At 35.6% G+C, this 21,076-nt stretch carries 16 protein-coding genes and 3 pseudogenes; 4 read left to right on the forward strand and 15 right to left on the reverse strand.

Features of this window, described 5'->3' with window-relative positions; genetic code table 11:
* Window positions 1–214 precede the first annotated feature (214 nt).
* Window positions 215–1,366 carry an acetyltransferase domain-containing protein gene (locus tag F938_RS15515; protein WP_005033226.1) on the forward strand — a complete coding sequence of 384 codons (1,152 nt, stop codon included), beginning with the start codon at window positions 215–217 and terminating at the stop codon, window positions 1,364–1,366.
* Between the two features lie 109 nt (window positions 1,367–1,475).
* On the opposite strand, the gene F938_RS15520 is transcribed toward F938_RS15515, so the two are convergent.
* Window positions 1,476–2,420, reverse strand: coding sequence for a LysR family transcriptional regulator (locus tag F938_RS15520; protein WP_004829611.1), 945 nt, complete (start codon window positions 2,418–2,420; stop codon window positions 1,476–1,478).
* Between the two features lie 89 nt (window positions 2,421–2,509).
* Here F938_RS15520 and F938_RS15525 point away from each other — a divergent pair, with 89 nt between their 5' ends.
* Window positions 2,510–3,151, forward strand: coding sequence for an alanyl-tRNA editing protein (locus F938_RS15525; protein ID WP_005033227.1), 642 nt, complete (start codon window positions 2,510–2,512; stop codon window positions 3,149–3,151).
* Between the two features lie 54 nt (window positions 3,152–3,205).
* Here F938_RS15525 and F938_RS15530 read toward each other — a convergent pair whose 3' ends face one another.
* From F938_RS15530 to F938_RS24250, 7 genes and pseudogenes are all read right to left on the reverse strand, one after another.
* On the reverse strand, window positions 3,206–3,931 hold the full coding sequence (locus F938_RS15530; protein ID WP_005033229.1) for a GAD-like domain-containing protein: 726 nt from the start codon (window positions 3,929–3,931) through the stop codon (window positions 3,206–3,208).
* 210 nt (window positions 3,932–4,141) lie between these two features.
* A pseudogene (locus F938_RS25030) lies at window positions 4,142–4,237 on the reverse strand (RHS protein); the annotation flags it as partial.
* 153 nt (window positions 4,238–4,390) lie between these two features.
* On the reverse strand, window positions 4,391–4,783 hold the full coding sequence (locus F938_RS15535; protein ID WP_005033231.1) for a hypothetical protein: 393 nt from the start codon (window positions 4,781–4,783) through the stop codon (window positions 4,391–4,393).
* A 364-nt stretch (window positions 4,784–5,147) separates the two neighbouring features.
* A complete protein-coding gene (locus F938_RS15540; protein ID WP_005033232.1) occupies window positions 5,148–5,651 on the reverse strand; it encodes a hypothetical protein in 504 nt (167 codons plus the stop codon).
* A 386-nt stretch (window positions 5,652–6,037) separates the two neighbouring features.
* Window positions 6,038–6,498 (reverse strand): annotated as a pseudogene (locus F938_RS15545) (RHS repeat domain-containing protein); the annotation flags it as partial.
* Window positions 6,499–6,580: 82 nt separating this feature from the next.
* The gene (locus tag F938_RS15550; protein ID WP_005033236.1) at window positions 6,581–7,123 is read right to left on the reverse strand and encodes a hypothetical protein; all 543 of its coding nucleotides are present in this window, start codon (window positions 7,121–7,123) and stop codon (window positions 6,581–6,583) included.
* A 40-nt stretch (window positions 7,124–7,163) separates the two neighbouring features.
* A complete protein-coding gene (locus tag F938_RS24250; protein ID WP_005033238.1) occupies window positions 7,164–7,400 on the reverse strand; it encodes a hypothetical protein in 237 nt (78 codons plus the stop codon).
* 322 nt (window positions 7,401–7,722) lie between these two features.
* On the opposite strand from F938_RS24250, the gene F938_RS15565 reads away from it, so the two are divergent.
* Both F938_RS15565 and F938_RS24255 read left to right on the forward strand, forming a co-directional pair.
* Window positions 7,723–8,882, forward strand: a protein-coding gene (locus F938_RS15565; RefSeq protein ID WP_100250477.1) for an IS3-like element ISAbe12 family transposase whose coding sequence is annotated in 2 segments (ribosomal slippage) — window positions 7,723–7,960 and window positions 7,960–8,882 — 1,161 coding nt in all. Because the reading frame shifts where the segments join, the coding sequence is not laid out codon by codon here.
* 3 nt (window positions 8,883–8,885) lie between these two features.
* Window positions 8,886–8,984 (forward strand): annotated as a pseudogene (locus F938_RS24255) (IS5/IS1182 family transposase); the annotation flags it as partial.
* Window positions 8,985–9,127: 143 nt separating this feature from the next.
* Here the strand turns inward: F938_RS24255 and F938_RS15570 are convergent.
* From F938_RS15570 to F938_RS15600, 7 genes are all read right to left on the reverse strand, one after another.
* Window positions 9,128–9,466 carry a hypothetical protein gene (locus tag F938_RS15570; protein ID WP_005033244.1) on the reverse strand — a complete coding sequence of 113 codons (339 nt, stop codon included), beginning with the start codon at window positions 9,464–9,466 and terminating at the stop codon, window positions 9,128–9,130.
* A gap of 195 nt (window positions 9,467–9,661) precedes the next feature.
* A complete protein-coding gene (locus F938_RS15575) occupies window positions 9,662–10,108 on the reverse strand; it encodes a hypothetical protein (RefSeq protein WP_005033246.1) in 447 nt (148 codons plus the stop codon).
* Window positions 10,109–10,117: 9 nt separating this feature from the next.
* Window positions 10,118–14,995: an RHS repeat-associated core domain-containing protein gene (locus tag F938_RS15580; RefSeq protein WP_005033247.1), complete on the reverse strand. Its 4,878-nt coding sequence runs from the start codon at window positions 14,993–14,995 to the stop codon at window positions 10,118–10,120.
* 10 nt (window positions 14,996–15,005) lie between these two features.
* Window positions 15,006–17,939, reverse strand: a complete 2,934-nt coding sequence (locus F938_RS15585) for a type VI secretion system Vgr family protein (protein ID WP_005033249.1) — start codon at window positions 17,937–17,939, stop codon at window positions 15,006–15,008.
* A 181-nt stretch (window positions 17,940–18,120) separates the two neighbouring features.
* Window positions 18,121–18,723: a hypothetical protein gene (locus F938_RS15590; protein WP_005033250.1), complete on the reverse strand. Its 603-nt coding sequence runs from the start codon at window positions 18,721–18,723 to the stop codon at window positions 18,121–18,123.
* Window positions 18,724–19,043: 320 nt separating this feature from the next.
* Entirely contained in the window at window positions 19,044–20,351 is a 1,308-nt protein-coding gene (locus F938_RS15595) for an aminotransferase class I/II-fold pyridoxal phosphate-dependent enzyme (RefSeq protein ID WP_005033251.1), read from the reverse strand.
* Between the two features lie 20 nt (window positions 20,352–20,371).
* A complete protein-coding gene (locus F938_RS15600; protein WP_005033254.1) occupies window positions 20,372–21,070 on the reverse strand; it encodes a glutamine amidotransferase in 699 nt (232 codons plus the stop codon).
* Window positions 21,071–21,076 lie beyond the last annotated feature (6 nt).

Here is a 21,076-nt window from a genome sequence, read left to right on the forward strand (position 1 = left end):
AGAAAATCAAAAGCTTGGTGAATAGATTAAATACATCTCTATGAATATCCATAAAAGCTAATAGTATTGATCATTTAAATAAAAAATTTATTTCGCTTAGAACCAGCAATATTTTGAATTTTAAAAACATCAACTTTACTGATCATTTTTTAATTTTAAAAGCAGAAAAATTAATGTTACAGTATATCATAACACTATACCTTATCTTTTCTTTATGTCTACGTCCCCTTCCCAGCGCTTACAAGCCATTGATGCATTAAGAGGTTTAGTTATCTTAATCATGATGGTTGATCATGTCAGAGAAACCTTTTATCTGCATCATCAAGTTCCAGATCCGATGATTATTTCAGCAACAGAAGAACCCTTATTCTTCAGCAGAATTTTGGCTCATTTATGTGCGCCTGTCTTTGTCATTTTGACGGGTTTATCGGCATATCTTTATCAAGCAAAAAATAATAGCCTTCAGATGACCCGTGAATTTTTAATCAAACGTGGGCTTTTTTTAGTTTTTCTGGAACTGCTAATAATCAACTTTGCATGGACTGGGAAATTTCCACCCGATGTCATTTATCTACAGGTGATTTGGGCAATTGGCATAAGTATGCTTGCTTTGGCAGCACTGATTGGATTACCGCAAAAACTGCTGTGGTGTATCAGCTTGATGATTATTTTTGGTCATAACCTACTTGATCAAATCTCTTTTGAAAATATCCCAGTTTTACACCAACTTTGGCTCATCTTACATGACCGTGGATGGATCGAAATTGGAGACATCGTTCGTTTAAGAACCTCTTATCCTGTTTTGCCTTGGATTGGTGTGATTACACTGGGATATTGTATTGGTCATCAGGTTTTTGCCCCATCCAATGATACGGCAAAAAGAAATCAGATCTTGCTCCGCTTTGGTTTATCCAGCATTGCACTATTTTTCATACTGAGAATCATCAATCTCTATGGTGATCAAGCATGGCAAGTTATGCCAGCATTCTCAGAAACATGGATGAGCTTTATGAACCTCACCAAGTACCCACCGTCGTTACTGTTTATTCTTTGGAATGCAGGTATGGGGCTTATTCTTTTGGTACTTTTACAAAAAGTTGAAACACAAAAATGGGTTAAACCGTTAATTATTTTTGGTTCAGTTCCAATGTTTTTCTACATCGTTCATTTATATCTTTTAAAAGTGTTGTATCTGGTTGCAGTGCAAATTTTCGGTACGACACAAGGTCAATACTATGGTGTAGATCAGGTCTCTACCTTATGGTTGATCTCCATACTATTGAGTATTTTGCTCTATCCATTGATGCTCAAATTTTCCAAGTTTAAACATCAAAACAAACACATCCCCATTTTAAAATATTTATAAAATGCGTTTGGGTTAAATCAGCACATATACATTCAACACACTGATGCTAAATGATTTTAGCATCAGTTTTTCTTAAAATACCACCAACGCATTAGAATCATAGCATCCCTTAAATATGGGACTCATCATGTTTCAGTGTTGGTTCGGATTTTAATTTCTGGGCGAGAAATTGAATAAATACTTCTATTTTTGGCGCTAAATAGCGTGTCGGTGGATAGAGTAACCACGCAGCACCACTGTAATAGGTTTTAAAATACCATTCTGGCAGAACTTGCAGCAAAGTATGGTTTGCCAAAGCCTGACGGGCAACAAAGTAAGGTAAACTTGCAATCCCCATATGATTTAATGCTGCATCTAAGCGTATACCAGTATGATTTGCAGAATATCTTCCTTTAACAACAACACTGGTGGTTTTATTGCCTTTTTGAAACTTCCACTTTGAGTCGCTGGCTTGCTCACCCAAATAGATACATTGATGATCCACTAAGTCCTGAGGCTTTCGTGGAATGCCATAACGTTTGAGATACTCTGGAGTTGCGACCAGTACATGATCAATCTGAATTAATTTTCTTCCCTTTAATCCCAATGCTGGCTCATTGGTAATCCGTATCGCCAAATCAATCTCATCATCAATAAAATCAACAATGCGATCTTCCAATAACAGTTGAATATCGACTTTGGGGTATCGCTCTAAAAATTCAGCAAGATGTGGATGAATCATATAGTGTCCCACTGCTTTGGGTACGCTGATTCTTACTGTACCACTGGGTTCACTGTTTAATTTTCCTGTGTTATCGATTACAGCCTGAGCAGCATTGAGCATTTCGAGACAATGTCCATAAATTTGCTGACCACTTTCGCTCAAACGTAATTTTCGTGTAGTTCTTTGCAACAGTCTGGTTTCTAGTGCCTGTTCAAGTCGAGTAATGGCCTTACTGATCGCAGAAGGTGTATTGCCCAGTTGTCGTGCTGTTTCTGAAAAACTTCCTGTCTCCACAACCTTGACGAAAATAGCCATTTCCTGAAGTAATGCAATGCTTTGATTTGTGCCCATGAGGAAAAAGTAAATTCATTTTTTACTAGATTATCATCAATAGGATTGCTTCATATAATTCTTTCTTAGAAATTTGCGTAGAAGTTAATATGACTCAGGCTTTATATTTATCTGACCAGACCAGTGCAGACGTTCAGGTTTTATCCTGCGAATTAAATCAAGATGGCTTATTTGCAGTTCGGCTAGAACAAACACCTTTTCATCCTCAAGGCGGTGGACAACCGAGTGACTTAGGTACAATCAATGATGTGAATGTCGTGCATGTTGTACAACAGGATGGTGATATTATTCATTATTGTCAGGGTGAAATTGCTCTGGGTCTGGCTTTTGCCCAAGTTGCCCAGAAACAAAGACATTTTTATAGTCGTCTCCACTCCGCAGGTCATTTGATCGGGCATATCATGCAAAGCTTTGGGTGGCATCCTGTGAAGGCACAGCATTGGCCTGAAGATGCAAAAGTGCAATTTACGCAGTCAGAAAACGCTCAAGATATCGATCAAATCCATCTTCAAGAGATATGTCAGCAATACATTCGCCGTGATTTGCCCCGTATGATGCAACAAAATGACCAAGGTTATCGTGAGGTTGGTTTTGGCGACCTGCCTAAATTTCCTTGTGGTGGAACACATGTTCAATCTTTATCAGAAATTGGCAATATCGAAATTACTGGCTATAAAATAAAAAAAGGCAAACTCACTGTTGCCTATAAAGTTACAGAGATGTGCCTATAATATTTAGGCATTTTATAAGTTGGCAATATTTTCCCTAAAAATACACCCCTCTAATTAGATCGATAGTATCCAATTTTCAGGCTGCAATTCATTCAAGCTTTCTTGGTCTATACCTTGTTCATCTACATACTTACCAATATCCAACATCATACGTGGAGTATCGAGTGAGGCTAAAAATTGTAAATGCGAAATGATAGGTAACTTACGTACATTTTCCAGCTTGGCTTGACCGCCTAAAACAAGAGCAGGTTCAAATCCAAACATTTCATTTTTCGTAAGTACTCCATATTTTTTTACAACACGTTCAAATAAAGGTTTATTTCTATAATCTTTTAAATCCAAATATTTTTTATTTTGTGTAGCAAAAAACATTTGAACCAAAAAATCCTCTTCATTTTTTTTCATTTCTTCCATATTTGGAAATATTTGATTCATTATGGAGGAAATTGTAAGACATCTTCCATGTAGAGTTCCCCATACCTCTAAATCTCCAAATGCACTTCGAGCAATGACAAAATATTCCTCATGTGGTTGGGTTTCGATATTTTCTAACCATACATCCAGTACATCTTGATATTCATCAGGGTTAACCAACCAAAATAAACCATTTCCCCAACCTGAAAAACCAAATGCTCTCCAATACTCTAAGAGTTGGGTTGGTAGTTTTCCTTTATATTTATTAATAATGCTATCTGAAACAGGTTCTGAAAATACAGGTGGACCAAAACCTTTATCATTATAAAAATAGTCAAAATCTTCATCTACTATAAATTCACTCATTTTTTACACCTTTTCAAATTTGCATTCATACTTTTACTAGCATTGATCAAATGAAGACTGACTGAATCGTTTGATGTTTAGTGTATATTGTTTGAGATAATTTCACTGTTTTTTAGAAAAAACTAGAGATTCATCTTTTCAGACTTACCACTTCAAGCATAGCTCTCGTCTTGCGCTCGTGCAAAGCGTTGCTTTGCTGACACGAGCTCACCCCATGCCTTTATATTCAGCTTTCCAAATGATCAAACCTGTATGGTCGGTCATTTCTTGCAGTGTACCCATTAAAAATAAGTGGTTACAAAAATAAACATATATAATTAATTTTAGTAGTGAGGATTCAGCGGATGCCCATGATATGAAAAAATGGTCAGGCTATTATCATAAAAGTTTAGTTGAAACCAAGATCAGGATTGTTAGGCACTATTAATACTTAGACTATAATTATATTATTAATTTAGACTAGCTTTCAAAAAAAAGATAGTTTTCTCTGAATCCATATTTAAACTTAATATATTCCAAAGCAGCCACATAACTAAATTGGCTTAATTTAAAAATGAGCTCAATCAAATCAGGCATATCAAAATTTTTATTAACAATATATATTTCTTCTTTATTCAAGCTATATATTTCCAAAAAAATACCAGCATCAGTATTCTTAATATTAAAGCATGGTGAATCAGCCAAGTCTTCTTGTTGAACAACAACAACTTCTTTATCCATTAAATTTCCACTATTCAAAAATGGATTCAGTTTAATACCATATTCATTGTTAAAATCTTCACCAGCTAAAATATAATAAAATTTATTAGACTCTGTTTGATATTTAAACTTTTTCCAAGGTTTATTTTTCATTAGTATTTTTTTCCATTAACGATTAGCCCCTTCTTATATAACAAATACACATTCTCTACTCCTCCTAGCTTATTCCAAGCATTCAAATGAGATGGTATTTCGGTTTTACCATTTTTATCGTTAAATGAATGACCTGGTGAATCATCTCGCCAACCAGAGCAAGGATTATCTCCTCCACTATTCTTTCCGATTACACCATACCATTACAAGACTTTGTTGCATAAATATGTAAACAATTTATTTTAATAAACTCAATTTCAGATCAAGAATAAAAATTTAAAATCAAATAGTTATGAAATTTTTATGCAACAAAGCCGTGAAAAATTAGAGATAACTACATAATTACAACCTGTAATTCGTATTACTAAACCTTTATTATCTTTTCACCTAGATTCAGTGAATTAACAATACCTTCTAAAGCAATACTAATTTTAAAATCATTACTTTCAATATGATTTACCAAATCTAGCGATACATGAGACATAAATTTATCAATTATTTTTGATAAATTACTTATTTTTTTCACTTCAAATTCAATCGTATCTAAACTTTCATTTTTTTTATTTAAATTAATTAAATTTACTGTAAGCTCATACTCAAAATCTAAATATATATCATTTTCAATTATAGGAATAATATATACATCTAAAATTAATTTATATCTAACTGATTTCACATCAACTTCACTTGACGCATAAAAAATATTTGTATAAAAGTATGCATCTATTACATCAAACTTCTCATCATCATCTAATGAATTCAACCATTGTAAATCTACGTTATATAGATAATTTTTTACAATCATCCAGTTTCTAGTCACTTTTAATGGAAGCAAAAAATTTTCATTTAAAAAAGCTTCATAACTCATACTTATTTAATCCTTTTACGATAATAACCATTATAACGTGCTTCTGATATTGGATGCCCATGAAAATCGTTAGTACTTGAAGAAGCTTCAATACGCATATATTGTTTTGGTTTTCCTTCATTGTAGCCAATTATTCTTCCGGCATCATAAATATAATAATGTGAACCTTTACCATCATTCTCATATTCTATGCCTTGTGATAAGCCTTCTTTTTCAATTTTATTTCTGAAAGCTGTAACTTGTGGTGTTGTCGCACTACAACCTAAACTATTCCCCAGTATTGAACAGTTTTTCCATAACTAGAATATTTTATTGCAGTATCTTTACATTTTTGCTTGTATATGTTTTAAATACACTCCTGATTTAGAATTTTCTCTACGTCGCCTATCTGCTTTTATTTCATCTAAACTTCTTTGTTTCAATCCTAGAGGGTCAACCCAATCTATAGGGTTATGTGTGTATTTATAAAAATTAAGACCACCAAATAAACCCACTGGATCTTTACTAACAAACCTCCCTACATAAGGTAAGTAATAACGATAACGGTTATAGTGTAAACCCGTTTCTTGATCCTTGCGCTTCAGACAGAGCAATGCTCTGTCTTTGCTCATGCACCTTGGAAGCGAATATTGTTTGAAATAATTTCACTGTTTTCAAAGAAATTCGACTTGGCTTTTTCAGCCTTACACTCACCCCAAGCCTTATATTGCGCTTTCCAAATGATCGAACCTGTGTGGTCTGTCATTTCTTGTGGTGTACCCAAATGGTCACAGTGGTAGAATCTTACGTCATCGAAACCTTTGCTTTGCTTAGTAGTTTTCGATAGCAAATTTTGGCGTACGTTATATGAATCATTAAAATAAAAATAAGCTCAATGAAGCTATCATTGAGCTTTGTATAGTTTGAAATAACTTAACTGATTTTAAATTTTATTGATTAGAAAAAACTACAATTTTCCCTTCAGGTAGATGGCCATCCCATCCACAAGAAAAACCACCATTTAAATATACTTCTAAAATTTCTTTCCAGATTGTAGGAAAATAGTCATTTGCATAACATTGAAATATTATACCTATATCTCTATACATTAACTCTACTATCAGACAAGCTTCACCCGTTATCCATTTTTCTTTAGCTCCGTTAAAGTCTTGATTTTCAAATCCAAAATAATTTTTTTGTTTTAGTTTATATTTAATCCGATCGCTCCATTCAAAGCTTTCTGGAAAAATATCGGGGGTATCAGTCACAGTTTCCCATTCATCAAAATCATCAAAATCATCAAAATCATCAAAATCATCAAAATCATCAAAATCATCAAAACTATCATTAGTCGCATAATCTATCCCTAAATTAGCATCAAAAATAATCTTGTAATCTTTTTCAGTACTAAACTTAGTATTATAAAAATTACCTTTTTCCAAAAAAGATATAAATTCAACTGCACCTTCTATTACTTGATCCCAAGTCTTCATTTATGTTCCTTTCACATGGTCTCTTATCGTATTATTGCCTTTACTCCTCTTCAAAAATATCAAATGAATGTAAATTTAAATTATCTAAACTCGCTAATTGTTTTTTCATAAATTCATACTTACTTTGTTTTTCTTTATTTTTTCCATTAAAAAAGCCCAATTTCAAAATAGTTTCTATTCCACCGTCATTTATTTGCAAGTCACCATCAGGTAACTTATTTTGCAATATTTTAAAATTATCACAAAATAATCCCTCATAAGAGTAATAATTTCCCAAATAATCGCTGCTATGTTCAATAAAAGAAATATCAAATTTTTTTTCAAAAATTCGAACTAAATCAATTGGGTTTAAGTTTGTCGTATATGCTAAAAAAAACTCTTTTTCATTTTACACCTTACATACAGTTTGCTGGAATTCTTGTACCTTCCGCTTTAGCTTTGGCACTTTCTAGACTATCAAATATCATAACATTTACATCCCGTCCTCCCGCGAGTTTTGACATCTTTTGAAGTACACCATTAATACCCTGATCCTAGCCAAAGTAATGGACACACTGTCCCTCTGAAGATAATGTAACGTTAACTTTGGAGATGTACACATGGCTAAACGCTTTAGTCCAGAATTTAAACAGCAAGCAATTGATTATGCACTTGCGAACTCACATGAATCATTAGCATCAATTGCGGTAAAGCTTGGTGTTGGTTACTCGACACTTGATAAATGGATTCGTACTGCTAATCCAGAAGGATCAAGCAAACGTCAGTTAACACCTGAGCAACAGCGAATATTAGATCTAGAAAAAGAAGTCAAACAACTCAAAGAGGCAAATGACATACTAAAAAAAGTGCATGTGTATTTCCTCACCGATCAAGGCAAGAGAAGTACACGGTAATCAAAGACTTTGCAATGGAAAAGGTTAAAGTCACTGTACTGTGCAAACAATTAGGTGTCAGTACTTCGGGGTTCTATGCATGGAGAAAACGTCAGGTACGTATAGCAAAGCAGTATGATGATTTACAAGCGGTGTATTGGCAGCACCACGCTCGTTTAGGTGCACCATCCCTCGTTCATGATATGCATGACCTAGGTTACAGCATGAGTGTGCGCACAATAGGTCGAATGCTTAAAAAACCAGGATTACACAGTAAAATTGCCCGTAAATATAGGCATACGACTGATTCAAATCATCGTTTGCCAACAGCACCAAATTTGTTAGATCAACAGTTCACTGTAACTGAGCCAAATAAGGTCTGGACGACTGATATTACGTATATTCGAACGAAGGAAGGCTGGTTATATTTATGCGTGATACTAGATCTATTTAGCCGACGTATCGTCGGTTGGCAGACAAGTACACGAATAGATCGTCAATTGGTATGTGATGCGTTTAACTATGCACTTGCACGTCAGGGTTATCCAACAGGCTTGATGATTCATTCGGATCAAGGCAGTCAATATTGCAGTCGCGATTTCAGAGCTGTATTACTGACAAATAAGGCAATACAAAGTATGTCACGTAGGGGAAATTGTTGGGATAACGCAGTAACAGAAAGTTTTTTCCATACATTGAAAGGGCATGTGGTACATGACAGTGTATTTTCTACAAGAAAAGAGGCAAATTCGGTCTTGTTTGAATATATTGAAGTTTACTACAATCGAATCAGAAGGCATTCTGCAAATGGTTGGTTAAGCCCTGAAGCTTTTGAGCAGAAATATTTTAAGAATTTAGAGGGAAGTACTGTCCACGATAGTGTCTAGGATCAGAGTTTCCCTAGTCAGGTGAATGAGATTCATGCACGCGTAGCAGTCTTGAATAAATTCACAGAATTAGGTCGCCCTCATACTCAAGTTATGCCTTAAATTTGAGTGACTTGGGTAAATATTAACTTTTAAATCTTTGTGCAACAAAGCCATTCAGAACTAATTTGGTGAGGAAACTTCATTTAAAACCTGAATCTACCAAAGGATTATCTCCTAAACATCAAAGTCTTTTCCTTTAATTTTTAATAAATAATATACAAATTTTCATTATTTTTTTTTGTATCCCCCATAATAAATATTAAATCTTTAAGTATTTTTTTCTCTTCAAAAAATTCATCCTCACTAAATTCTTTTAAATAATTATTTAAATTTTCTAAGATAACATTCATTTCATTGTTGAAAAATGTAATTGTTTCATAATCATCATTTTTATCTAAAAAAAATTCTCTTTTAATAGAAGGATATTTTTTTAGATTAATATGATTAACAAATATGGATTCATAAATAAAATCATCAATACTTGACTTCAAAGTTAAATTAGAATTTTCAAAAGGATTTGTCCCACTATAAACAAAATACATATTAGAACCTCAACTCTATAGGCATTAAATCACCAGTAGCAAAAGTACCTCCACCTTTTATTGCTTTTGTATCAGAATCAGTATTCTTTAATCTGAAGAAAGGTGCAACAGTTTTTCCTTTTGGTGGATAGCTTGCTTGTTTTTTGCATGTTAATAGTAATCATCACTACCTTTTCTATTAAGTATCCAATCTGTCTATTTAGTTAAAATACTTTCCAAAACTTCAAAAATACTGCGACAAAAATCATTTTCTAAAGATTCAGGTAAAACTAATGTATACTGAAATGAATTCTTTAATAATATCTTGTAAGAATTATATTCATCATTATCAAATTCTAAATCATCAGTATCTAAAGAAATTTTTCTAGTATTCACGTCCATAGAAATATTTTCATAACTATTTGAAATCAGTGAAAATGGACCATCCCCTTCTCTTGTTATTGAGTAAGCATGTTCATCAAAAAAAACTTCCATTTCATTATTTTTGATATATGTAATAAAACAATTCTCATCATTTAACTCTTCCATATAATGAGTTTGAACATTGTTCCACATTGATTTAATTCTATGATTAAACTCAATAACAGCAATATTTGGTGAAACATTAGATATAATTACGTAATCATAACCTGTAATCTGCATTATGCCCCCTTATTTATCAGTTTTCCCATGTGAAATAACACTAGTACGTGGAACTATTAAATCATGATCTATATAGTTTACATGTGAACTTCGTCCACCCTTAATTTTTTTCAGCTTACATTTCTCTATCTTAAATTTAAAATAATATTCCGATTTATCACTAGTTAGACCTAAATAGCTTTTAAAGCCACCAGGTTTATGCAAAAGTTGTTCAGGTGACATCGTAGTTACATAAACTCCTTTTGGATGACCTTTATCTGGTGCAGAAGATTTAAAAATATAAGGAGATTGTGAAGAAATAGCATTGTATCCTTTTTTGTCAGTATAGTGATAAACATCAACCATTTCAGGTAATTCACATACTTCTTGCTTTTGTTGCTGTCGCTGTAGACCTGAAGGATCAATCCAAAATATACTATTAGGAGCATATTGATATAAGTTATTGCCTCCATCAAGCCTAATTGGATCTTTACTTACAAACCGCCCCACATAAGGCGAGTAATAACGATAACGGTTATAATGGAGCCCTGTTTCTTCATCAAAATATTGACCTTGGAAGCGAATATTGTTTGAAATAATTTCACTGTTTTCAAAGAAATTCGACTTGGCTTTTTCAGACTTACCACTTCGAGCATAGCTCTCGTCTTGCGCTCGTGCAAAGCGTTGCTTTGCTGACACGAGCTCACCCCATGCCTTATATTGCGCTTTCCAAATGATCGAACCTGTGTGGTCACTCATTTCCTGTGGTGTACCTAAGTGGTCACAGTGATAATACCAGACATCATTAAAGCCTTTGCTTTTCTTCGTTGTTTTCCACAATGGATCACGATAAATGCTATAAGGTTTATCATTCCAATCTACACTCTGATGTACTTCTACCTTACCCAAATAAACCGCTTGAACTAAAGGAATAAAACTGCCTTTTTCATAAATATAATGTTTGGTGTAATCTTCAGTGGATTCAAAAGCAACTGAGTCACCATCCCATCCATAAATCACATTTTGTTCAGCGCCTGTATGATGATGCTTACTACGTTTTTGAATACGTCGACCTAAGGCATCATAACGATACTCTGCCGTATATTCAGAATTACGGCTTTTAATCAAACGACCAAATACATCCCATTCAAGATGTAAATCACCCTGAGCAGTCTTTTGACGAATGAGCTGCCCAAACTCATCATACTGATACTGTTGTTCTAAATATTCTTTAACAACGTTATTGACCAGACGGTTATAGCCATAATGTCCTTCTTCTGTATTTTGCTTAGATGACTTATCAGAAGCCATATTATAAGGGTCGATAATATTGTTGGCAGGGTCAAAACGGAATGTTTCCTTGCCTAATTTGCTCGTTGCATCCAATAAACGTCCGACAGGGTCATATTTGTAGTTAATATTCCCGCGACGTGTATCTTGAATACCTGTAAGCTGTCCTGTTTTATCGTACTGATATAAACGCTGAATCAGTTGCTGGGTTTTATTGATTGCATTATTTTGCTGTTGGGTAGGAGATTGATAACCAAATTCATGACCATTGACAATCCTTTGCTGTGTTAAGCGTCCGATATCATCATATTTCTGTTCTTGGCTAATTCCATTGGCATAGTGCCGTGTGGTTTCTCTGTGTAAATCATCACGCTCAAAGCTAACAACATCTTCACCATTTAAGATCAGGCTTTGAACATGACCACTGCCATAAGTGAGCCAGTCGATATTTTGCCCATCAGGTCGAATCGTCTGAATCCGCACATTCAGCTCATCGTAAGTATGTTTCCACACGGCTGTTTTATTGGTTTTTAAATCCTGATGATGTTCACGGATTTGATTACCAACCGCATCATAGAACCAGTGTGCAGCACTGTCTGCATTTCTTGCTAAGACAAGTTGCCCATTGCTGTCATAGGCAAACTCTTCTATTTGTTGCTGTTCAACTTCATGAGAGTCGTAGCCATAACCTGCAGTACGCTGTTCAAGTCGTCCCATACTGTCAAATACAAATTGCTGTATACGGTCTTTCTGTGCAACACGGTCTTTTAAATCCTGACCATAAGCAGATGCAACTTCGATACTGGTTGTCAGTTGTTTAGTTCTGTCATCGTATCTATAGACTGTTTCTTTTCCATCGAAATCAATTTCTTTCAGCAAACGCCCCATGACGTCATAGAAGAACTGGTAACTTGCACCATTTTCATTAATTAACCTTTGCAGGCGACCAAGCTGATCCCATTTGTACTTAAGCTTATGACCTAATGCATCTGTTCGCACAGTGATTAGACCCGACTCATCATACTCGTATCGGGTTTGTTGTTGATTTGGATCAAGGTGCGCAAGTAACCGCCCTTCGGCATCATGTACAAAATGTTCTTCAGTGCCATCAGCATGTTTGATTTTTTCAAGTTGTCCTAAAGCATTTAATGGAACGCCTTTAATAATGACCATTCTTTGTTCAGTGTCTGATCCAGTATAAAAGTATTCAACTTTTTGTTTTAATGCATTCTCGGCAAACTTAACCCGACCACGCTCATCATATCCCCATTTGGTTTCTTTGCCTGAACAATCCTGATAACTGAGTAAATTACCCTGTGCATCATATTTAAATGATTTCGAGCCACCTTTAGCATCAATAATACTGGTCGGTAATCCTTGAGCATTATAACAGTATGACGTTTCACGCTGTAACGGATCAATCTCTTTAGTTAATTGATCTTTGTCATCATATTCATTTTTCCAGATAGCCCCTTCAGCATTTTTAATTTCTACTGGATTACCATTTTCATATTTATATTCGACTGAACTGCCATCGGGATTGATAGATTCTAATAAATCCCCTTGATCGTTATACCGATAAATATAGACTTCGCCAGTCGTTGTAAAGTGCTGAGTGATTTTTGAATTACTATCACGGATAAACCATTCTTCTAGTTCATCAGGGTAAACAATACGATAATTATAACCTTCAATATCATAATGATACTGAGTTACGTTACCTTCGCCATCAATCACTAAGGTACAACGCTTATCATCTAGCCATACTAAAGATAATTCTTGGCTACCGTCGTCTGCCCATTCATGAAATGCTCTGGCTTCATATGTTTCACCATCCCATTCTAGATTTATTGCTCGATTTGTTAAGTCCGTATAACGGGTAAGTAAGTGTTTATGATAAGAATAGTGATAATTCGCATGATCCCGAGTGGTTGCCTGTATTAAATCACCTTGCTGATCATAAAAATAACTTGCTATATCCAAGCACTTACCATCTTTGTTTAGAATCAGCTTTTCAATTTTTTGATTTGAATTTTTTATGCATTCAATATAACAGTCCAGTTTTTTATCATAAAAAAACTCGATCTTATGTAATATACCTTCTTCATGCCCAATAAGTATGGTGCTTTGATCAGATTTTACAATTGCTTTCAGAATGTAGTGATCTTTATATTTTTCAAATAAATATTGTTCCTTATTTTTATACTCAATGACCAAATTATTACCAAGATTGGTAATATACAAATTTTCAGCAACTGATAAATAAGTTGTATTTTCAGCGAGTTTAGGAAGATGAATAATTCGCCCTGTCTCATCGACAAATAAAAATTTGTCATCTTCAACAAAAATTTTCAGTGTCCAAGGTGTAAGCCATCTTGCACCAAACTCACTCTTATCATAGCCTTCCAAATTAGAAGCGTAGCTTCGAGTTTGGAAAATTCCTCTTGTTGAAAATATGTCAGCATCAAGATGAGTGAGAGATTCAACACCAGTTATGAAACTAATACTTTTTTTACTTGCGACAGCCCCACCACAATTACATGGATTTGGATCTTTTTTAGGTTTTGTAACTTTTGATTTACTTTCCAAAGGCGACGCGGGTGTAACACTTTTAACTTGTGTTGTTGTATTTGGTTTTACAGCACCACCTTTTGGTCTTCTTTTTAATACTGATTTTAATATTTCAATAAATTTTAATAGATAAACCTTTGCTTTTGCCTTAATTGCTTGAGCAGCTTTTGCACCAAATGTTTTTATTTTAGTTGCAACTGCTAAAAGTGCTGCTTTCCCGGCTGCACCCAATCTTGCCAAGATTTTTTGTAAAACTTGATTTGCAACTTGTCCTACTTGCGCTGAGGCAGATAAGGTGAGTGCTTTAAACAAATTATCAAAAGTATTTTTAGGGTCTCGGATTAAACTAGTTGTAGTCACCTTGCTAAAACTTTTCTGTGCATCTTTTTGAGCATTTGCAATCGCTATAGGGTTAACAGCCTGACCATTTGCAATATTGATTAAGCCCGATGAAAAATCATTAGATATTTTCATCGCATAATCCGAACAGCCATTAATTAAAGTATCAATTTGCCCTGTCGCTTTATCTACGAAAGGTTGTATTTGACCCGCAAGAACATCATTTAAACTAGCTTGTATTGCACTTTCCACAGCCAAAGCTAAAGTTGTTTTACCTGTAGATACTGCATTTCTTGCCGCCATGACCATCGGCCTTAGGGTCATACGAGCTGTATTCATTCCTGGAGGGACTGGGATAACACCAATCAAATTAATACAAAGATCTACCCAATCTAGTATGGCTGGATTTGGATTGTTAACCAAATTGATAATACCTTCGACCACATCAACAAGAGCAATAATATTACCGACTACAGGAATAACGCCTGCAACTTGAGCAAGAGTATTTAAATCAAAATCAGGACTAATATTTTGTTTTAGCCAATCATTGATGCTATTTCGACTTGATACAATATCTTGAGGTGCAATACTTTGAAGTGGGGCAACCACTACTTGTGTTTTTAAACTATTTGCTAATGTTATTATTGCTTGTTTTTGTTCTGGAGTTTGGTTTCCTGGCTTTGAAGGAACCATGCCTAATAGACCCATGTTTTATTCCTTATTTTTTTAATTTATGAAGATTAGCTACCAAACTTGAAGCATTACTAAATGCCTTAGACACATCTGATCTTGTATTTTTCATTTTTGAAATTGAATTAAATATCATATCTGGATTAAAACCTTGCAATTGTTGTGCTGTTGGCCATTCAGCTTGTCTTTTTAAATCACTAGTTTCAGCCCAAGGGTCTCTTTGATCCCCCTCAAAAAAAACTTTCACAGAACCAGGAATAATTCCCGAAATGCGTGCAAACCCTTTATCATCAAGAACACCTTGATGTTCTTTACCTTGCACATCTACTACTTTAAATTTACCTTGTTTAATCGCTTCACCATGAATGTAATTATTAAATAGTTCCAACACACCTTTGGCATTGCTTGATTTCAATGCTTGTTGTGAAACATTGACATGCACACCGGGTTTAAACAGATGCTGCCCAGCATTGACCTCAAACTTTCCACCCGTTTTGGGGAAAATTCCAGAATTATTCAATGCGATTTGCGATGAACCACCTGTAATCACAACTTCTTTAGGGCTACTAATCACAACTTTATCATCGGTCGATGAAATGGTAATACCTAACTTGGCAAATACATTTAAAGCATCTGACTGCGCTTGAATCTCTACTTTACTTTGCGCTGCAATCGCTTTAATCCCACCTTGCGCAGCAAATAAACTCAGTTTGTTTTGCGCATGTGCAATCCAATTCTTTTGCGTACTTAGATTAATACTGTTTCCTGCAAATTGATTTATTTGAGCATCTGCAGAAATATGAATGTCTTCTGCGGTGCTCAAAGCGATCCCATCTTGCGAACTTAATAAAAGTAGCGATTTTTTGAATATCGCAATTTTTTGTTCAAGCTGTTCTTTAAATTCTTTCAGCTGCTCAATCGACTCAATTTCATCGGTCTTTTGGTTCTTGGCAATATCACTTAAAGCTTTGCTGTTGGTCTGACTGCTTTCAAGTTGCTTTTTGACAATCTCACTCTCTAAGTGATCACCTTTGGCTTGATCTTGAGCATAGGTCGAAATCAGTAAGCCTTGCCCTGCTCTTACTGCACCCCAATGATCAGTTCTTAGTTCAAAGCCTTCACCACGATCATCACTTTCCGCTTTATCTTTTGGATGACTAAGCTTTCCGAGATTCAGTTGACTCGCGCCATGACTACTGTGCAACTGGCTGCTGATCTGATTGGTCGTATCGTCAAATCTCAGTTGGTTGTAGCCACTACCCTGATATTCTTTACTTTTAATGCCTGAAAGTTTTTTGGTCTCTGGTAGTTTGCCTTTGTCATCAAACTTAGTCGGATGGCGGTGTCCTTCATGGATACGTCCCACCACGAATGGTCTATCAAGGTTACCATCAAAGAAATCTATAACGACCACCTCTCCTGCTCTCGGTAGGAACCGTGCCCCATAGCCTTCACCTGCCCAAGGGGTGAGTACATCGACCCAAGCTGAATCTGTGTCATTGTCGTTAGAACCTGCACCACCATCATGGCTATGATCTTCACTGCGAGTAAATAGGAAGCGAACTTTAATCCGTCCCCATTCATCAACATGAATTTCTTCCCCACTTAAGCCAACAACTCTGGCACGCATTGGATGGGCAGTTGGTCTTTGAGTTAAGGGATTATATTCAGGAACAATCTTAATATTGCGTCGTTGTAGAACCAATTCATTGGCTTGGCGTTCTTCACTGTTGTTTGTGATGATATTGCTGGTTTGCCAATCACTTTGTTTGAGTAAAGTTTCAACTTGGTGGGTCAAGTCTTTCGGTAAATTATTCTGATTATAAAAGCGCTTCGATATGATCAGAAACTGCTTATCATGGGACTCTAGTTGAGATATGGTTGGATGTTTATCTAGCTCAAAAAAATAACCAACATGTGCATCTCGAACAGTGGAAGTAGCTGTAAATCGTTTGGCTTGTGAGTCGTAGTAGTTGCTTAGGTTTTCATTGAATTTTTCAATCTGACTGTTGCCTGATTTGGTTGCACCATCTTCACCATTCAAGTCTTGTATCCATGCTGGGCTAAAGTGCCAAGCTTGTTCTAAACCTAAACTGGTGTTGTCGTAGTTTTCACTGTGCTGATGGTTACTTTGAACTGAGCCTGCACCCTCTTCTGTTTCCAATGCATCTGCTTGCCATCGTTGGATATGCACTGCCGTCGGTTGGATTGAGCGTTGTCCGATAAACGTCGTAATACTGTCCGTGAGTTCTGTCGCGGAACTGCGATGAAAACGGATGTTCTTACGATCTAAACTTTTATATTGGGAATTATCATCGATTAAACGTAGCTTTTGAGGTTGGATTTGTTCACTTGAATTAGAAACTTTAAGCTGTGCTTCATCGATTAAAGTTGTAATCCCTTCCTCAGAAAGAAGTCTTTGAATGAATTCGCCATCCAGTTCATTATTCTGCATAATGAATGGTCTGACGTCATAGACTTTAGTTAGTCCACTCAGATCTAAAGTGAGACTTGAAGCAAACAGCGGACTACGTTGCACCCATTCCTGAAATACGGTTTGAATTACCTCAATAGCCGACTTCGCCATAAATACCCGAGAATTTCTACGCTGTTTCCATAAAGCAGTTGGATCTTCTACAGTTAAACGATAAATTGTAAGAGAGCCATCAGAGACACCCACATCGGCTTTGGTCACAATGCCTGAAATTCGATTTAACTCAGACCGATCATTAACAATATCAATGGCAACTTGAGCACCTATAAACTGTTTTAACGGTATTGCTCCATTCGTTGAGAGGCAAATAAGTTCTAGATGAACACCTTTATTCAGTTCATGTGTTCCATTAATACGTTGCAGAAAAACTTGATCGTTTAATAACGAATTTGAAAAAGACGCATGGATCGCACGTTTTTGGGAGCTTAGTCCTATTTGATCCAAGGCAGCATAAATATTGTTAGACATAGTTTATTATTGGATTTTAAATTGTGATGTAGTGTACTAAAAATTACAATCCAAGTCTAGACAGACCTGTCTAATTCATCTCTATATAGATATTAAAATAAACATGCATATCTTTGATTTCACGCATAGTTTGATGACTGACTGATAGAGTTATCACATCTCAATAAAGCATCCATATTAATCAAATATTCATTTTCAAATTGGCAAGCCTTTTTAACTGCTTTCTTGCAATCACAATTTTTTCTTTGGTGGTTTGCAATTGTTCAGCAATCTGTTGCATGGTCATTGTTGAGCTGGTAATGATTGCTTGATTTGCCAAAAGCCAACGCTTATTTTCGATACGTTGTGGATGAGGTTTTTTGACTTTTGCATAACATCTTAAATAGCGAGCATAACTACTGACTTGATCTTTGTTTAAACCATATTGTTGATACAAATCTTCAAAACCATCCCCCAATAACTCATCTTTATGTTCGATTGCCCATTGATGATTTAATACCACTTTTTCCCGTTGAATATTCAATTCTTTTCGAAGTCGAGAAACTTTGATGCCTGAAAAATTCAATTGCTTCATCACAGCTTGACGGGAGTTTTGCCGTATAAAATCTGCCAGTTCTGGTGTTAGGATGCAGGCATAACTGCCACGGGTCGTACTATACGCCCGACCTTTGTAAATGATTTGACCGATCTCTGTCTTATATTCTTCATAGACATCCCAATCCTCACCTTGCCAATCTTTAATGACTTTAATAGGGTTAAGTTTAGGTTTATATTGAGAAGTCATCACAGCAGCCTTTTTTAATACGACTATACTGTTTTATAAGTTTACCTTTATAATTTCAAGATATATTGTCTAAAAAATGAATTATTATTTTAATTTTTTTTAACAATTTGCTATTTTATGAGACAGTTTAGTAGAAATCATCCAATATCTTGAAAATCTTCCGTTCGCTTTAATATTGAAATGATCTCAAGCAGAACTGCTCAATCGCGAAACAAGTACCCGCCATACCCTAAAATTTAAATTGAGTACCGTCAAAATTACCCACAAATTTCCTAAAATAAGTATAAGTTAAATCCATTGTTATTAAATAACTAATTGATTTATAAATTAATAATAACTTGATAAATCTGTTCAAATTGTTGGCAAAAGTCTTTCATCTGTTGTTCTGTCATATCAGCCGTACTGATTCTTATGCCTTCAATTTCTTGATTGACGCTAAAATCTCGTCCTGAACGTACCAACCAACCTCGTTGCGATAAAATCTTGCTGATTTTGTCTGCATGTGGCAATTCAAGCCAGATATTTAGACCATCATAATGCATCGCACAAGGGATATTAAACTGTTGTAAATACTGCACAATTTTTTGATTCTGTTGTTGGTAATAAGATTTTGCCTGATTTAAGTTGACTGAAAATTTTTCAGCACTGAACAACTGGAACACCATTTCTTGGATGATATGACTGACCCATGTTGAGCCTGCATTCAATTTTCGTCGCAATCTATCTGAAGTTTCAGCATCACAACCAACAAATGCAAAACGAAAATCTGGCGATAAGTATTTGGATACTGAACGTACTACAGCCCAGTGCTTCGTTGTGGTTGGAATGATATGTTGGTAACAGGTTTGAGAAAGCACTGAAAAATGGTCATCAACAATCACCAATACATGTGGATAGTTTTGCAATAGTTTTGAAATTTTCTCAGCCTGAGTGCGATCTAAACTATAACCTGTTGGATTTTGCGCACGTGGCGTAATAATCAATGCTTGCGCGCCTGCATATAAGGCTTGTTCAATTGTATCAAGAACAAAACCATCGCTCCTGACTGTAAAAGGTTGCATTTTAAATTGCTGATGTTCAATTGCAGAGATACTGGTGATAAATCCTGGTTGCTCAACAGCCACTAAATCGGAAGGAACGAGGTAGGCAGCGAGTATTCGCTCAATCGCATCGACTGCACCGTAGGTAAATTCAATTGAAAATGGTTGAGGAAGATCTGCAAAAACCTGTTGTTGGGCAATATTTAATAATTCAGCATGATAGATGTTTTCACCATATAAACTGCTGTTCAGATGACCAAAATTGATTTGACTTAGAGTTGGTAACCATTCTCGGTGGGGATTACCATGAGCCAAATCGACTGTGCCCTCATTTAATGCTTGAAAGCCTTCTGATCTGCGACAAGATTGTTTTGATTTGACTTGTGTGCCTAAACGTCCTTTAGACACCACAATGCCCATCGACACTAAACTTTTATAGGCAGCAGCCACCGTATTTCGGTTCAGCCCAAGTTGTTCTGCTAACTCACGGACACTGGGCAAGAAGTCGCCTTCATTTAACTGCCCTTCATTGATCAGTGTACGAATATTATCTTGAATATCCTGAGCGCTGTTGCCTTTAATTTTCATAAAAAAATCTATATCGAGTTTTATACAGGAATGAGGTGATTAAGCCAATCACGTAATAACAGCTTGGCTTTGTCCTGTAAGGATTGCCCATATAGTACATTTTCTTGACGTAACTTTAAAATATCAATCTTCGCCTGATTGAGTTCAGTCGCATGTCCAATCAACCAACGCTCTAATGTTTTTGGATCAACTTCAACATGAAATTGCAATGCCAGAATATTGAGACCCACAGCAAAGGCTTGGTTAGGATAGTAAATTGAACCTGCTAAGCGTTTAGCGGATTCAGGTAAATCAAAGGTGTCGCCATGCCAGTGTAAAACCTGAACATTTTCCAAATGCTTTAAAACTGAGGCAAAGCCTTGACTGGTAATGGTTAATCGACTCCAACCTATTTCTTTGATATGCCCCTGATACACCTTTGCACCTAAAGCCGTTGCTATTAACTGAGCACCTAAACAAATACCCAGTGTTGGATAGTGATGAGCGAGACGGGTACGTAGTGCATGAATTAAATCCGATAAATAAGGATAATTAGCCGTTTCATATACGCCGATCGGTCCACCCAATAAAATAACAGGATGTTTTGAAGCAAGAGCCTCATCCACGGCATCGACACCTAACTGTAAATACTGAATTTGATAATTTAAGTCATTCAGCGTCTGTGCAAAACTGCCTAAATCTTCAAATGCCAAAGTTTGAATTGCATAGATTATTTTCATTGTGCT

It is taken from the genome of Acinetobacter bereziniae LMG 1003 = CIP 70.12 (assembly GCF_000368925.1).
Classification (GTDB): Bacteria; Pseudomonadota; Gammaproteobacteria; order Pseudomonadales; family Moraxellaceae; genus Acinetobacter; species Acinetobacter bereziniae.